This window comes from Agrobacterium sp. 22-3639C2, from assembly GCF_053522105.1.
Genome location: NZ_JBNWDB010000001.1, coordinates 422,583 through 436,007, shown reverse-complemented (window position 1 = coordinate 436,007; position 13,425 = coordinate 422,583). Strand labels below are relative to the sequence as shown.

Genomic DNA, 13,425 nt, shown 5'->3' with positions numbered 1-13,425 from the left:
GGAAAAAACTCTTCATAAAGGAATGGCTTCATGAATATCATCTCGCAAAATACGGCCTTTGGCGGCATGCAGGGCGTATTTTCGCACCCATCCGAAACCCTGAAATGCGAGATGACCTTTGCAGTCTATGTGCCGCCGAAGGCGATCAGCGAGCCGTGCCCGGTTCTGTGGTATCTTTCCGGCCTCACTTGCACCCACGCCAATGTCATGGAAAAAGGCGAATATCGCCGCATGGCATCCGAACTCGGGCTGATCATCGTTTGCCCGGATACCAGCCCGCGTGGCAACGATGTGCCTGATGAAGTGACCAACTGGCAAATGGGCAAGGGCGCGGGCTTTTATCTCGACGCCACGCAGGAGCCTTGGTCGGAGCACTACCATATGTACAGCTACGTGACGGAAGAGCTGCCAGCCTTCATTGGCCAGCATTTCCGCGCGGATATGAGCCGTCAGGGCATTTTCGGCCATTCGATGGGCGGCCATGGTGCCATGACGATTGCGCTTAAGAACCCAGACCGCTTCAAGAGCTGCTCCGCCTTCGCCCCAATCGTCGCCCCCTCCTCTGCCGACTGGTCCGAACCGGCGCTGGAAAAATATCTCGGAACGGATCGTGCCGCATGGCGGCAATACGACGCCTGCTCGCTGGTCGAAGACGGCGCCCGTTTTCCGGAATTCCTGATCGACCAGGGCAAGGCCGACAGTTTCCTCGAAAAAGGCCTGCGTCCCTGGCTGTTCGAAGAGGCGATCAAAGGAACCGATATCGGCCTGACGCTGCGCATGCACGAGCGTTACGACCACTCCTATTATTTCATCTCCAGCTTCATGGATGACCATCTGAAATGGCATGCCGAGCGACTTGGCTAAGGCTGCGAAAGGGGAAGCTTAACCTGCGCGGTTTGGATTCGTCCGACATCTTGAACAGCGACGTGACGGCGTTTTTAGTACGCCGTCTTCGCTATGGCTTTCGGAGATTTATGCATCCAAAGGAATGCGGGCGATGACCTTGATCTCGAAATCGAAGCCCGCGAGCCAGTTCACGCCTATTGCAGTCCAGTTCGGGTAAGGCTTCGTGCTGAAAATCTGCTGCTTGACGGCCATGATGGTTCCGAACTGTTTTTCGGGGTCCGTATGGAATGTCGTCACGTCGACAATATCATCAAATGTACAGCCCGCTGCATGCAGCGTGGCTTTGAGATTTTCGAAAGCCAATTGTACCTGACGTTCAAAATCGGGTTCTGGCGTTCCATCGGAAAGGCTGCCCACCTGCCCGGAAACGAACAGAAGGTCCCCGGATCGGATAGCCGCCGAATAGCCGTGCTCCTCGTAAAGAGCATGTCTGTTTGCGGGAAAGATTGCTTCGCGCTTCGCCATTTTTAAATCTCTCTTCTTTGTAATCAAGTGCACTCTCTGGGCGGAACGTTACGCTTCGAGCGCTTCACACAACGCCTTATTTGATATACGGTGCGTATTTGAATTTGGTGGCATACGTTCCGTATGTCAACCCGTATACGTCACGTATGTGAAATTGAGGAGAGTATGGCGAAAAGACGCGCGGAAACGATGGAGGAAAATCGCGTAAAACTGATCGCGGCTGCACGAAAGATTTTCGCCGAAAAGGGATACTCTTCCGCATCAATGGACGAGTTGACTGCTGAGGTTGGTCTGACGCGTGGGGCGCTTTATCACAATTTCGGAGATAAGCGTGGGCTGCTGGCGGCGGTGGTCGATCAGATCGATTCTGAAATGGCGTCTCGCGCTCAAGAGATCGGGGCATTGGCCGAGGACGATTGGCAAGGTTTGCTCGCCGAGGGCGCCGCCTATATCGAAATGGCGCTTGATCCGGAAGTACAACGCATCGTTCTGCTCGACGGGCCTGCGGTCCGTCGCAGTGGCCTAGCCAGAGCAGTTGTCTGCATGCGACCAAGCGAACGGTTCAGAGCCTCATCGAACAAGGGGTCATCAAGTCAGTCGATGCGGAAGCTGCTGCCCGGCTTCTAAGCGGCGCTGCACTTAATGCTGCGCTATGGATCGCCGCCAGTGACGATCCCGTGAGGGTGCTGCCGAAGGCTGTCGAGGCTTTCCAGTCCATGGCCACCGGCCTTCTTGTGAAACCAGTTTAAACTCTATCTGGAAACCATATTTGTTCACGGAAACAACGCCGTCGCGAGCGTTGTCGGTCCGGGTCGGCTCAGCCGGAACTCGCGGATCACGCGCTCCGCGACGCCGTAAGCGAGATCCTGCTCGATCGACTGATTGTCGAAGCTGACGACGGTGGCTGTGAATTTGGCCTCGGCGATCACCTCGCCCGTCGCCACGGCGGCCGCACGAACGATGACACGGGCCGATGCCCGTTCTCCAAACAGGAAGGGGCCGCGGGTGACGGATGCGAGGCGAATGGTCAGCACAACGCGCGGTCTGATTTCGCCGCGTGCCGTCGTTTTGATGGCATTCTGTAGTTGCGCATGAATGGATTGCATCAATGCCGGCGCTACATCCGGCCGTGCCGCTACAAAGGCGCCGCGCACATCATAAAGCAGCCGGTCGGCATTGGTCGCCTCCGGTTCCAGCCTGAAAGACATGAGCGTGAAACACGCCAGCACAACAATGCCAAGGCGTTTCAATCGAGTGTTCATGATCTGCGGCTCCCCTAACGTGAGGTAACCGCATATTCGGTCATCAGGGTTAGAAAAGCGTTAAGGCGCGCTCTTCAACGCCTCCAGAACGTTGAGTGCTGCACGCATGTCGATGAGCCTGGTGGCGCGGCGCTCCAGCGCCTCCTCGTCCTCGCCCCAATGTTCGGCGGTCCAGTCCTCGTCAAGATGGGCCAGCGCCCAGGTTTCCTCCAGCGTCAGCTGCCCTTCCGCCAGTGCCAGCGCCAGAATGGCGGAGCCGGTCAGCGACGTCATGGTGTGCAGGGCGGCAAGCGCGATCGGCGTATCGTATTTTTTGAGCGTCACGGCAAAGGCTGCAACGGCTTCCCGAGGCTGATCGCGATGCATGACGCCTTCGACGAGAATGAAGCGTGCGCCGAGAACATTGGCCGCCCAGTCGATCACCGGATCCCAATGGTCCGCCTGCCGCGCCACAAGCGCTTCCGGTTGACCTGCGCGGTAGCACAGGAGATCGGAAGAGGAAAAGCGCAGTATGTCCTCGAAAACCGCCTGGGTGTCGCTGGCGATGCCGTCGATGGCGGTGTTCACATGCCGCGAGACCGGCATGACGACCGGGTTCACCACTTCTTTCTGCGCATCCCATTCATCGCGAAGCAGGTCCGCAAGCGCCTTCGAGGGCAAGACAAGCGGCTTCTTGGCGGGCGTTCGCAAAGGTTTGCCATCGAGATGGATGGTGAAGCCGCCGTCTTCCACGTCAGCAACGGTAACGTCCTTATAGAAACGTTTCGGCAGGGGCCGCTGCATCTGGATTTGGGCGCGAAGGATCGGATCGGGGTGGCTGAGGCCTTCCGAAAGGTCGTTCAGGAGATCACGCATGGCACGTCCTCATCAGTCGAATAGAAAGGATCATTCAAGAATATCGGCGGGAACATGGGCCGGAATTTCGCTCGGATGGCTGACGACGGCGTCTGCGCCGGCCTTCCAGAGATCATCGACCGAGGCGTAGCCCCAGGCAACGCCGATGGCCTTTGCGCCGGCGGCCTTTGCCATCTGCATGTCATAGATAGCATCGCCGATGACGACAGTGTCGGCCGGAACCATGCCGGTTTCATGGCAACATTCCATCACCATGGCCGGATGCGGCTTGGAAGGGCAATCATCCGCCGTGCGCGACACGATGAAATGCTCGGCAAAACCATGCGTTTCGAGAATATGGGTCAACCCGCGACGGCCCTTGCCGGTGACCGCGCCGATCAACACCTCATCCCGCCTGGCGAGCGTGTCGATCAAGGGCGCGATACCGTCGAACAGCGGCTCGATCATGCCAGGTCGGGCGCGGATCGGGTGATAGATTTCCCGATAGCGCTCAGTCATCGCGCGCGCCTCGTCATCCACATGCGCCTTACCGAGCATGCGGGCGATGGCGATGTCGAGCGTCAGGCCGATAATTGCCTTGGTCTGTGCAATATCAGGCCGTGGCTTTCCGAAATCGGCGAAGGTATCCACCATGACGGCATGGATAAGGCCGGCGCTGTCGACCAGCGTGCCGTCACAATCGAAAAGAACGAGTTTCATCTGATATCAGCCTTCCCTGTCGCCATCGGCCACGTCGAGGCCGAGCAGGTTCCAAGTCTGTACCATATGCGGTGGCAAAGGCGCGCTGACGCGAAGCCGGCCGCCATTCGGGTGCGGAATGTCGATATGGCGTGCATGCAGGTGCAGACGCTTTTGTACACCGCCCGGAAAATCCCAGTTCGGATCATCGATGTAATATTTCGGATCGCCGATAATCGGGTGCCCCATATGCAGTGCGTGAACGCGCAGCTGGTGGGTACGGCCGGTATAGGGCTCCATTTCCAGCCAGGCGAGGTTCTGCGCGGCGGTATCGATGACACGGTAATAGGAAATGGCGTGATCTGCCCCCTCTTCGCCGTGCTTGGCAATGCGCATGCGGTCGCCGTCGGGGGTCTGCTCCTTGACCAGCCAGGTGGAAATCTTGTCCTGATGCTTGCGTGGTACGCCGCGAACCAGCGCCCAATAGGTCTTCTTGGTATCGCGCTCGCGGAAAGCGGCCGTCAGCTTTTGTGCAGCACCTCGGGTGCGGGCCACCACCAGCACGCCCGACGTGTCACGGTCCAGACGGTGCACCAGACGCGGCTTTTCGCCCTTCGGGCTGGTCCATGCTTCCAGAAGCCCGTCGATGTGACGGTTGACGCCCGAGCCGCCCTGCACGGCAATGCCGGCCGGCTTGTTGAACACCAGAACCTTGTCGTCCTCATGCAGCAGCATGCGCGCCAGAAGTTCACCGTCTGCCGAATGTTTGAGGTCCCTGGATCCGATCGGTCCGCTTTTGACCTTGAGGTCGGAATCAACAGGCGGCACACGCACCATCTGTCCCGGCTGCACCCGTGCGTCCGTCTTCACCCGGCCGCCGTCCACACGCACCTGTCCGGAGCGCAGAAGCTTTTGCAGCTGCCCGAACCCCAGACCCGGATAGTGAATCTTGAACCAGCGATCGAGGCGCATACCGGCCTCGTCGGCCTCGACCTTGATATGCTCGATACCTGCCATGAAATTTCCAGTCTCTCTGTCTTGATCGCGCGCCCTGTTATCCGGCGCACCGTTTGGAGCAAGCCTTTAGAACAAACTGCGGCCCAAGGCCAGCCCGGCGAAAACCGCCGCGATGGAAACCACCAGGCTTGCCGTGATGTAAACCGCCGAAAGGCCGAGCGCGCCGCGTTCGAAAAGCGCTACCGCATCCAGCGAGAAGGACGAAAAGGTGGTGAAGCCACCGAGAACGCCGGTGACCAGAAACAGGCGCATCTCCATGGACGCGTTCAGCCGCCTTGCAACAAGCTCAACCAGGAAACCGATGAGAAAGGATCCGACCACATTCACCGCCAGCGTTCCCCAAGGGAAAGTCATACCCACAAGGCGCACACTCAACAGACCCACGAGATAGCGGAAAACCGAACCGATTGCGCCGCCTGCTGCGACAAGAGCGATATTCAGCATTTGGGGAATGTCTCCGGAGAAATACCCGACGGGTCTGTTGAAGACGTTTTCTAGAACATAGCCACGGGTGGTGAAACCCCCTCGTCCCGACCTTTTTTCGATTAAAACTCGATTAAATTGCACGTCCGCGATTTAGGCTTCCAACAAGACGCAGCTGCTAATCTGCGGTTTTACGGGTCGGCGAAGGATGGCCGGAGGTTGGATGACACAGGTTCTTTCCGTTTCTGCAAACACTGCGGCCTACGCACTGGAGGCCGTGAAGCCGTCGCAGCGTGTATCGCGCAGAAGCGAGGTTGAGGAAGCCATTCACGAATTGGCGCGCAAGGCCGAACAGGGAGACGATTTCCAGTTGAGAGCCTTGCTCACCGCCATCAAGCCGCCGGCCTTGACCCTCTATTTCCTGACAAGCGCCAGCCATCGCAACGCCCCCCAGACAACACTCGATCAGGCCGTGCAGGCCTACAAGGAAAACCAATCCAATAAAAACTTATAATATCAATCTGATATCCATACTTATTAAATCGATTTATAAGTTTTTTAGTGCGCATTTCGCCCGTTCAGGTTGTTGTCAGATTCAAATTTTAGTCCTTCGGTACCAACTGGAGGAAGATCATGATTTCTATTGCCCGTCACGTCACAGCCACCACGATCGCGCTCCTTGTTTCGGCGCCGGCTTTCGCGGCCACGACCATCAAGGTCACCGAAGGCGGTGAAGGTGGCGGACCAATGACACTCGTGATGGACCAGACGACGGTCAAAGCCGGTGAAGCCGTGTTTCATGTGCATAACGATGCCATGAGCGAGCAGCACGAAATGGTGCTCGTCAAGCTGAAGTCTGCAGACGAAAAAATACCGCTCAATACCGCGAAACACCGTGTCGATGAAAAACAGCTTAAAAGTCTTGGCGAAGTGGCCGACCTGAAGCCCGGCGGCGATGGTCAGCTCAAGGCAAAGCTTACGCCCGGCACATATCTCCTCTTATGCAACATAAAAGGTCACTACGAAGCGGGTATGCAGGCCAAGCTGACTGTTACAAAATAATATTGGTCGAACAAGCTGAGGCTGCCGGATGAGTATTGCGTTCCGGCAGCCTCTTTTTTGCGTCAGTTGTGCTGGTGAGCGTTCTTGTCGTCACCACCCTTGGCCGAGCCTGCGGAAAGCACAATCTCGACCTTGCCAGCCTTTTCAAAGATCAGCGTCACCGGTACCTTGTCGCCTTCGGCGAACGGCTTCTTCACGTTGAAGAACATCATGTGCAGGCCGCCGGGCTTCAGCTCCACTGTCTCGCCGGCGGGAATGACGATGCCGTCATCCAGCTTGCGCATCTTCATGACGTCGTTGACCATGGCCATTTCGTGAATTTCCGCACGGCCGGCGGCGGAGGATTCGACGCCGATCAGCTTGTCGTCGCTGGAACCGGTATTCTTGATCGTCACATAACCGCCGCCCACAGGCTGACCGGGCAGCATGGCCTTTGTCGCGCCAGCCGAAAGCTCGAGACTGCCAGCCTTCACCACGTCCATATCCATGGCCATAGCGGAATGGTCATGCCCGCCGGCATGGGCTTTTGCGGTAACGCGGATGGTCGGCGCCGGGCTTTTCAAGGAATGCGGATCGACGCCTGCGGCCGCCACCTCGTCCCAGGAAACCTTGCCTTTGTCGCCGCAAAGCTGCGTTACCTTGAAGGGAAGGTCCTGCCCGGCCTCTATGCCGGAGATTTTTCCCTGAACGGCAAAGGTGTCATAGAATTCATCCGGCAGATTGCCGCCCTTCCAGCGGATTTCGACCGCGCCGCTTTTGATGTCCTTTCCGTGGTTCTTGTAGGCTTTCTGATAGTCGCCCTTGATGACCTCAAGGTCCCAACCGGCCTTGGGCTGCGGCTTGGCAGTGATGAAGCCTTCCGGCAGCTTGATCTGCACTTCTGTGGTGGCAAGTCCGCCATCGCAGCCATGCGGCACCTGAAGTGCGGCAACGATGGTGCTTTCCTGTTCGGCCGAACCGTCAACGAAGGTCGTATGGGCCAAGGCCTGCGCCGTGGAGACGGAGGCGACGAACAGGGTGCAGGTGATGATCTTGGTGGTTTTCATTTGTTTGTCCTTGCGACTGCGGCGCCATTGGCCCGGGCAGCTGCTCCGTGCCGCCACCCGGCGGCGATGATCCTGTGAAACGAAGAGGTCAGGCGGACAGGGATGGCGGGCCGCGTGCGGACGGTTTGCGGATCGTCTGGACCGAGTGAAAGCCCCATTCCGCGGTCAGGCGATTGTCGAGCCAGGCGAATTCCGTCCTCAGCCAGCCGGCCGCATCGGGCACCGGCAAGAGAATGGACGAGGCCAGCAGGCAGGCCTCGCAAAACAGGATCGCATCGCTTGAATGGGCGGGGCCGTCATTGGGGTGCGAGGCATTTACCCCGCCGCTGTGGCCAAGGCAGATTTCGGCAAAGGTGCCGTCCGGCAGCCGGTAACTCTCATCCAGAAGAACGGCAGGTGCCGCGGCGAGCGCGGGCTTGTGGGCAAAACCAAGCGACAACATCAAAAGCGCGCAGAAAATGCGAAGCATTTTCTCCACCCTTGTCAGCGGTCGTTTTCGATTTGCGTCCATCTTCTGGCGATACCCCTCTTTCCTTCCGATTTCAAAGGGGAAATTTGCCGCAGGCCCAATCGCTCAAAGGAACAATCGATACAGGGCGGCATTTCCTTTCCAATACGGATCGTTTCGGAAGGAGTACCGACATGCCAGCCAAATCGAAAGCCCAGCAGAAAGCCGCAGGTGCGGCGCTGGCCGCCAAACGCGGTGAAGTCAAGAAATCCAGTTTACAAGGTGCTTCAAAAAGCATGGAGAAGTCCATGACAGAAAAGGAACTTGATGAACTGGCGTCGACAAAGCGCAAGGGTCTGCCGGAGAAAAAATCAGACTGACGGCACGCTTCGTGCATGGAACTCGCCGTGTATCTAGCCAGCGATGGCGCAGATGGAGCAAAAATCTGTTCAGATGCGTCATTTCGTCCTTGCCAATGACCGGGCTTCGAAGATAATGAGCCTCGCATCATCGTTGGGAGAAACCGCTTCATTGCGGTGCCGAAGGAGCAACCGCCCCGGAAACTCTCAGGCAAAAGGACCACCGGTGACGACGGAACTCTGGAGAGAAGCCACCTTTCATAAGGACGGCTCGCCGAAGGGATAACAATCTCAGGCGACAAGGACAGAGGGGGCTCTTGAACCCGGCGCGTTTTTCGCGTCATGACCTGAGCCCGCGCGATCTTTCGCGCAACCCTGGAGGCGTCCTTGGACGATACCGCCGAGCTTAAAATCACGCCGCTCCATTCCCTGCATGTTTCCCTTGGCGCCCGCATGGTGCCTTTCGCCGGTTACGACATGCCGGTACAATATCCGGCGGGCGTGCTGAAGGAACATCTTCAGACCCGTACCTCTGCTGGCCTCTTCGACGTGTCCCACATGGGCCAGGTTATCGTGAAGGCGAAGTCGGGCAACAATGCCGACGCTGCAATCGCGCTTGAAAAACTGGTGCCGGTTGACATTCTCGGCCTAAAGGAAGGCCGCCAGCGTTACGGTTTCTTCACCGATGAAAACGGCTGCATCCTCGATGATCTGATGATCACGAATCGTGGCGATCACCTTTTCGTCGTCGTCAACGCGGCGTGCAAGGACGCTGATGTCGCCCATATGAAGGCGCATCTTTCTGACACTTGCGACATTACCCTTCTCGATGATCGAGCGCTGATTGCGCTTCAGGGGCCACGCGCGGAAGCGGTTCTGGCCGAGCTTTGGGCCGGTGTTTCCGAAATGAAGTTCATGGACGTGCTGGAAGTTCCGCTGCACGACGTTCCCTGCATCGTTTCCCGTTCCGGTTATTCCGGCGAGGATGGTTTTGAAATCTCCGTGCCTGCCGAAAAGGCGGAAGAGATCGCCAAGGCCCTGCTTGAGCACCCTGATTGCGAGCCGATCGGGCTTGGAGCGCGCGATAGCCTGCGTCTTGAAGCTGGCCTTTGTCTCTACGGCAACGATATCGATACAACGACCTCCCCCATCGAAGCCTCGCTTGAATGGGCGATCCAGAAGGCGCGCCGCGCCGGTGGTGATCGCGAAGGCGGTTTCCCTGGGGCAGAGCGTATTCTCGGTGAACTCAAGGACGGCACATCGCGTCGTCGCGTCGGCCTGAAGCCAGAGGGCAAGGCACCGGTGCGCGGTCATTCCAAGCTTTTCGCGGATGCCGAAGGCAAGACGGAAATCGGCGAAGTGACTTCCGGCGGCTTCGGTCCGTCGGTCGAAGGTCCCGTTGCCATGGGTTACGTCCCTGCGGCCCATACTGCTCCCGGCACGGCGATCTTTGCGGAAGTGCGCGGCAAATATCTGCCCGTCACCGTCGCTGCCCTGCCCTTCATCAAGCCTACCTACAAACGATAATCTTCATCCCATCTCCGGAGAGAATACGATGCTGAAATTTACCGCAGAACACGAATGGCTGAAGTTCGAAGGCGATATCGCCACCGTTGGCATTACCAGCCACGCCGCTGAACAGCTTGGCGACCTCGTCTTCGTCGAATTGCCGGAAGTGGGCGCCACCTTCTCCAAGAATGGCGACGCGGCGACCGTTGAATCCGTCAAGGCGGCTTCCGATGTCTATTGTCCGCTGGATGGCGAAGTGGTGGAAATCAACCAGGCCATCGTCGACGATCCCTCGCTGGTCAATTCCGATCCGCAGGGTGCCGGCTGGTTCTTCAAGCTGAAGCTCTCCAACGCCGCGGATGCCGATACGCTGCTCGACGAGGCAGCCTACAAGGAGCTGATCGCGTAATGACGACGCCCACGGAATTCCATTTCACCGACTATCAGCCCTATGATTTCGCCAACCGGCGTCACATCGGGCCGTCGCCGTCGGAAATGGCGGAGATGCTGAAGGTCATCGGCTACAAGAGCCTCGATGCCCTGATCGACGCCACCGTTCCCTCCTCCATCCGCCAGAAGGTGCCGCTGACCTGGGGTGCAGCGCTGACCGAACGCGAGGCGCTCGACCGCCTGCGCGAAACGGCCAACAAGAACCAGGTGCTGACCTCGCTGATCGGCCAGGGCTATTACGGTACAATCACCCCGCCCGTGATCCAGCGCAACATTCTGGAAAACCCGGCCTGGTACACCGCCTATACGCCTTACCAGCCAGAAATCAGCCAGGGCCGTCTTGAGGCGCTGCTGAACTACCAGACCATGGTCTGCGATCTGACCGGCCTCGATGTCGCCAATGCATCGCTGCTTGATGAAGCGACCGCCGCTGCCGAAGCCATGGCGATGTGCCAGCGCGTCGCGAAGTCCAAGGCAACCGCCTTCTTCGTCGATGCCAATTGCCATCCGCAGACCATCGCGCTGATCGAGACACGTGCGGCGCCACTCGGCTGGAAGGTGATCGTTGGTAATCCCTTTACCGATCTCGATCCTGTCGACGTGTTCGGCGCGATCTTCCAGTATCCGGGCACCCACGGTCATGTCAGCGATTTCTCGGGCCTGATTTCCCGCCTGCACCAGACGGGTGCCATCGCTGCCGTTGCCGCCGATCTTCTGGCGCTGACGCTGTTGAAGTCACCCGGTGAAATGGGTGCGGATATCGCCATCGGCACCTCGCAGCGTTTCGGCGTTCCGGTCGGCTATGGTGGTCCGCATGCGGCTTACATGTCCGTCAAGGATGCACATAAGCGCTCCATGCCTGGCCGTCTGGTCGGCGTCTCAGTCGATGCGCGCGGCAATCGCGCCTATCGTCTGTCGCTGCAGACCCGCGAGCAGCATATCCGCCGCGAGAAGGCTACCTCCAACATCTGCACCGCGCAGGTGCTGCTTGCAGTCATGGCGTCGATGTATGGCGTCTTCCATGGCCCGCAGGGCATCAAGGCGATTGCCCAGCAGACCCACCAGAAAGCCGTTTTGATGGCCAAGGGCTTGGAGAAGCTTGGCTACGTCATCGAGCCGGAAACCTTCTTCGACACCATCACCGTCGAAGTCGGCCATATGCAGGGCGTCATCCTGCGCTCGGCCGTTGCGGAAGGTGTGAACCTGCGCAAGGTCGGCGCGACCAAGATCGGCATGAGCCTTGACGAGCGCACGCGTCCCGCGACGCTTGAGGCGGTCTGGCGCGCATTCGGCGGCAATTTCTCGATCTCGGATTTCGAGTTGGAATATCGCCTGCCGAAGGAACTGCTGCGCACCAGCCAGTACATGACGCATCCGATCTTCCACATGAACCGTGCCGAAAGCGAGATGACCCGTTACATCCGCCGTCTTTCGGACCGTGATCTCGCGCTCGACCGCTCGATGATCCCGCTCGGTTCCTGCACCATGAAACTGAACGCAACTGCGGAAATGCTGCCCATAACGTGGCCGGAATTTTCCGACATCCATCCCTTCGTGCCGGCCAATCAGGCGCTCGGCTACAAGGAAATGATCGATGACCTCTCGGAAAAGCTGTGCTCGGTCACCGGTTACGACGCCTTCTCCATGCAGCCGAATTCCGGCGCGCAGGGTGAATATGCGGGGCTCCTGACCATCCGCAACTACCACATCGCCAATGGCGGTGCACATCGCGACGTTTGCCTCATTCCAACCTCGGCGCATGGCACCAATCCAGCGTCCGCGCAGATGGTTGGCATGAAAGTGGTGCCGGTGAAAGTGCGGGAAAATGGCGACATCGATATCGACGATTTTCGAGCAAAAGCAGAGCAGTATGCGGAAAACCTCTCGTGCTGCATGATCACCTATCCGTCCACCCATGGCGTGTTTGAGGAGACGGTTCGCGAGATTTGCGAGATCACCCATAAACACGGTGGTCAGGTCTATCTCGACGGCGCCAACATGAACGCCATGGTCGGTCTTGCCCGTCCCGGCGATATCGGTTCCGACGTCAGCCACCTCAACCTGCACAAGACCTTCTGCATCCCGCATGGCGGCGGCGGTCCGGGCATGGGGCCGATCGGCGTCAAGGCGCATCTTGCTCCCTATCTTCCCGGCCATCCGACGACGGACGGTCGTGAAGGTGCGGTTTCGGCTGCCCCCTTCGGCTCGCCGTCGATCCTGCCGATTTCCTGGAGCTACTGCCTGATGATGGGCGGCGAAGGGCTGACGCAGGCGACCAAGGTTGCGATCCTCAACGCCAACTACATCGCCGAACGGCTGAAGGGCGCTTACGACGTGCTCTACAAGTCCGAAACGGGACGTGTGGCGCATGAGTGCATCATCGACACCCGCCCGCTGGCAGACAGTTGCGGCGTGACGGTGGACGACGTTGCAAAGCGCCTCGTCGACTGCGGTTTCCATGCGCCGACCATGAGCTGGCCGGTTGCCGGCACGCTGATGATCGAGCCAACGGAATCCGAGACCAAAGCGGAAATCGACCGTTTCTGCGATGCCATGCTGGCGATCCGCGAGGAAGCCCGCGACATCGAGGAAGGCCGTGCGGACAAGACCAACAATCCGCTGAAGAACGCGCCGCACACGGTGGAAGATCTCGTCGGCGAGTGGGATCGTCCCTACAGCCGCGAACAGGGTTGCTTCCCGCCCGGCGCCTTCCGCATCGACAAATACTGGTCGCCGGTAAACCGCATTGACAATGTCTATGGCGACCGCAACCTCATCTGCACCTGCCCGCCGATGGAGGCTTATGCCGAGGCCGCCGAATAAAGGCATCGGTACGAACGAACTTATGAAGGCCCGGAGCGATCCGGGCCTTTTTCGTTCCGGACACAAGCCCCAAGACCGGGCGACCACGTCACATGCGATTGATCGTAACCCGTTCCATGCTA

At 58.7% G+C, this 13,425-nt stretch carries 15 protein-coding genes, 1 pseudogene and 1 riboswitch; of the genes and pseudogenes, 8 read left to right on the top strand and 8 right to left on the bottom strand.

All coding sequences use genetic code 11. The annotated features are described in order from the left end of the window. The first annotated feature begins 30 nt into the window (after positions 1 to 30). Positions 31 to 864, top strand: a complete 834-nt coding sequence (gene fghA, locus ACQZ6D_RS02150) for an S-formylglutathione hydrolase (protein WP_065704590.1) — start codon at positions 31 to 33, stop codon at positions 862 to 864. Positions 865 to 972: 108 nt separating this feature from the next. On the opposite strand, the gene ACQZ6D_RS02145 is transcribed toward fghA, so the two are convergent. Continuing rightward, on the bottom strand, positions 973 to 1,371 hold the full coding sequence (locus tag ACQZ6D_RS02145) for a RidA family protein (protein ID WP_013636059.1): 399 nt from the start codon (positions 1,369 to 1,371) through the stop codon (positions 973 to 975). A 165-nt stretch (positions 1,372 to 1,536) separates the two neighbouring features. Between ACQZ6D_RS02145 and ACQZ6D_RS02140 the strand changes: the two are divergent. Continuing rightward, a pseudogene (locus tag ACQZ6D_RS02140) lies at positions 1,537 to 2,120 on the top strand (TetR/AcrR family transcriptional regulator). A gap of 24 nt (positions 2,121 to 2,144) precedes the next feature. Here ACQZ6D_RS02140 and ACQZ6D_RS02135 read toward each other — a convergent pair. From ACQZ6D_RS02135 to crcB, 5 genes are all read right to left on the bottom strand, one after another. Continuing rightward, positions 2,145 to 2,633: a hypothetical protein gene (locus ACQZ6D_RS02135; protein ID WP_013636057.1), complete on the bottom strand. Its 489-nt coding sequence runs from the start codon at positions 2,631 to 2,633 to the stop codon at positions 2,145 to 2,147. 60 nt (positions 2,634 to 2,693) lie between these two features. Then, the gene (locus tag ACQZ6D_RS02130; protein WP_003512964.1) at positions 2,694 to 3,488 is read right to left on the bottom strand and encodes an ATP12 family chaperone protein; all 795 of its coding nucleotides are present in this window, start codon (positions 3,486 to 3,488) and stop codon (positions 2,694 to 2,696) included. A 30-nt stretch (positions 3,489 to 3,518) separates the two neighbouring features. Further along, positions 3,519 to 4,187 carry an HAD family hydrolase gene (locus tag ACQZ6D_RS02125; RefSeq protein ID WP_003512962.1) on the bottom strand — a complete coding sequence of 223 codons (669 nt, stop codon included), beginning with the start codon at positions 4,185 to 4,187 and terminating at the stop codon, positions 3,519 to 3,521. A 6-nt stretch (positions 4,188 to 4,193) separates the two neighbouring features. Then, entirely contained in the window at positions 4,194 to 5,183 is a 990-nt protein-coding gene (locus ACQZ6D_RS02120) for an RluA family pseudouridine synthase (protein WP_003512960.1), read from the bottom strand. Between the two features lie 66 nt (positions 5,184 to 5,249). After that, positions 5,250 to 5,627, bottom strand: a complete 378-nt coding sequence (gene crcB, locus ACQZ6D_RS02115) for a fluoride efflux transporter CrcB (protein WP_013636055.1) — start codon at positions 5,625 to 5,627, stop codon at positions 5,250 to 5,252. Positions 5,628 to 5,829: 202 nt separating this feature from the next. Between crcB and ACQZ6D_RS02110 the strand changes: the two genes are divergently transcribed. Together ACQZ6D_RS02110 and ACQZ6D_RS02105 are read left to right on the top strand one after the other, a co-directional pair. After that, positions 5,830 to 6,120: a hypothetical protein gene (locus tag ACQZ6D_RS02110; RefSeq protein ID WP_448729593.1), complete on the top strand. Its 291-nt coding sequence runs from the start codon at positions 5,830 to 5,832 to the stop codon at positions 6,118 to 6,120. Between the two features lie 119 nt (positions 6,121 to 6,239). Further along, a complete protein-coding gene (locus tag ACQZ6D_RS02105) occupies positions 6,240 to 6,668 on the top strand; it encodes a plastocyanin/azurin family copper-binding protein (protein ID WP_003512955.1) in 429 nt (142 codons plus the stop codon). Positions 6,669 to 6,730: 62 nt separating this feature from the next. Here ACQZ6D_RS02105 and ACQZ6D_RS02100 read toward each other — a convergent pair whose 3' ends face one another. Together ACQZ6D_RS02100 and ACQZ6D_RS02095 are read right to left on the bottom strand one after the other, a co-directional pair. Next, the gene (locus ACQZ6D_RS02100; RefSeq protein WP_113157665.1) at positions 6,731 to 7,714 is read right to left on the bottom strand and encodes a copper chaperone PCu(A)C; all 984 of its coding nucleotides are present in this window, start codon (positions 7,712 to 7,714) and stop codon (positions 6,731 to 6,733) included. Positions 7,715 to 7,802: 88 nt separating this feature from the next. Next, entirely contained in the window at positions 7,803 to 8,183 is a 381-nt protein-coding gene (locus ACQZ6D_RS02095; RefSeq protein WP_111783085.1) for a hypothetical protein, read from the bottom strand. A gap of 173 nt (positions 8,184 to 8,356) precedes the next feature. On the opposite strand from ACQZ6D_RS02095, the gene ACQZ6D_RS02090 reads away from it, so the two are divergent. The 4 genes from ACQZ6D_RS02090 (at position 8,357) to gcvP (ending at position 13,303) form a co-directional block, all read left to right on the top strand. After that, on the top strand, positions 8,357 to 8,542 hold the full coding sequence (locus tag ACQZ6D_RS02090; protein WP_003496099.1) for a DUF3008 family protein: 186 nt from the start codon (positions 8,357 to 8,359) through the stop codon (positions 8,540 to 8,542). A 124-nt stretch (positions 8,543 to 8,666) separates the two neighbouring features. Further along, positions 8,667 to 8,754: riboswitch (glycine riboswitch) on the top strand. Between the two features lie 154 nt (positions 8,755 to 8,908). Further along, positions 8,909 to 10,048, top strand: coding sequence for a glycine cleavage system aminomethyltransferase GcvT (gene gcvT, locus ACQZ6D_RS02085; protein WP_111783086.1), 1,140 nt, complete (start codon positions 8,909 to 8,911; stop codon positions 10,046 to 10,048). A gap of 28 nt (positions 10,049 to 10,076) precedes the next feature. Next, positions 10,077 to 10,439: a glycine cleavage system protein GcvH gene (gcvH, locus tag ACQZ6D_RS02080; protein ID WP_003512948.1), complete on the top strand. Its 363-nt coding sequence runs from the start codon at positions 10,077 to 10,079 to the stop codon at positions 10,437 to 10,439. Then, positions 10,439 to 13,303 carry an aminomethyl-transferring glycine dehydrogenase gene (gcvP, locus tag ACQZ6D_RS02075; RefSeq protein ID WP_003512945.1) on the top strand — a complete coding sequence of 955 codons (2,865 nt, stop codon included), beginning with the start codon at positions 10,439 to 10,441 and terminating at the stop codon, positions 13,301 to 13,303. Before gcvH ends, gcvP begins: the two co-directional genes overlap by 1 nt. The last annotated feature ends 122 nt before the right edge of the window (positions 13,304 to 13,425 follow it).

Coding starts and splice junctions, on each gene's coding strand:
- ACQZ6D_RS02130 (WP_003512964.1), bottom strand. CDS start 3,488: ATGCGTGATCTCCTGAACGACCTTTCGGAAGGCCTCAGCCACCCCGAT.
- ACQZ6D_RS02145 (WP_013636059.1), bottom strand. CDS start 1,371: ATGGCGAAGCGCGAAGCAATCTTTCCCGCAAACAGACATGCTCTTTAC.
- ACQZ6D_RS02135 (WP_013636057.1), bottom strand. CDS start 2,633: ATGAACACTCGATTGAAACGCCTTGGCATTGTTGTGCTGGCGTGTTTC.
- ACQZ6D_RS02110 (WP_448729593.1), top strand. CDS start 5,830: ATGACACAGGTTCTTTCCGTTTCTGCAAACACTGCGGCCTACGCACTG.
- fghA (WP_065704590.1), top strand. CDS start 31: ATGAATATCATCTCGCAAAATACGGCCTTTGGCGGCATGCAGGGCGTA.
- gcvH (WP_003512948.1), top strand. CDS start 10,077: ATGCTGAAATTTACCGCAGAACACGAATGGCTGAAGTTCGAAGGCGAT.
- ACQZ6D_RS02095 (WP_111783085.1), bottom strand. CDS start 8,183: ATGCTTCGCATTTTCTGCGCGCTTTTGATGTTGTCGCTTGGTTTTGCC.
- ACQZ6D_RS02120 (WP_003512960.1), bottom strand. CDS start 5,183: ATGGCAGGTATCGAGCATATCAAGGTCGAGGCCGACGAGGCCGGTATG.
- crcB (WP_013636055.1), bottom strand. CDS start 5,627: ATGCTGAATATCGCTCTTGTCGCAGCAGGCGGCGCAATCGGTTCGGTT.
- ACQZ6D_RS02090 (WP_003496099.1), top strand. CDS start 8,357: ATGCCAGCCAAATCGAAAGCCCAGCAGAAAGCCGCAGGTGCGGCGCTG.
- gcvP (WP_003512945.1), top strand. CDS start 10,439: ATGACGACGCCCACGGAATTCCATTTCACCGACTATCAGCCCTATGAT.
- ACQZ6D_RS02125 (WP_003512962.1), bottom strand. CDS start 4,187: ATGAAACTCGTTCTTTTCGATTGTGACGGCACGCTGGTCGACAGCGCC.
- ACQZ6D_RS02100 (WP_113157665.1), bottom strand. CDS start 7,714: ATGAAAACCACCAAGATCATCACCTGCACCCTGTTCGTCGCCTCCGTC.
- ACQZ6D_RS02105 (WP_003512955.1), top strand. CDS start 6,240: ATGATTTCTATTGCCCGTCACGTCACAGCCACCACGATCGCGCTCCTT.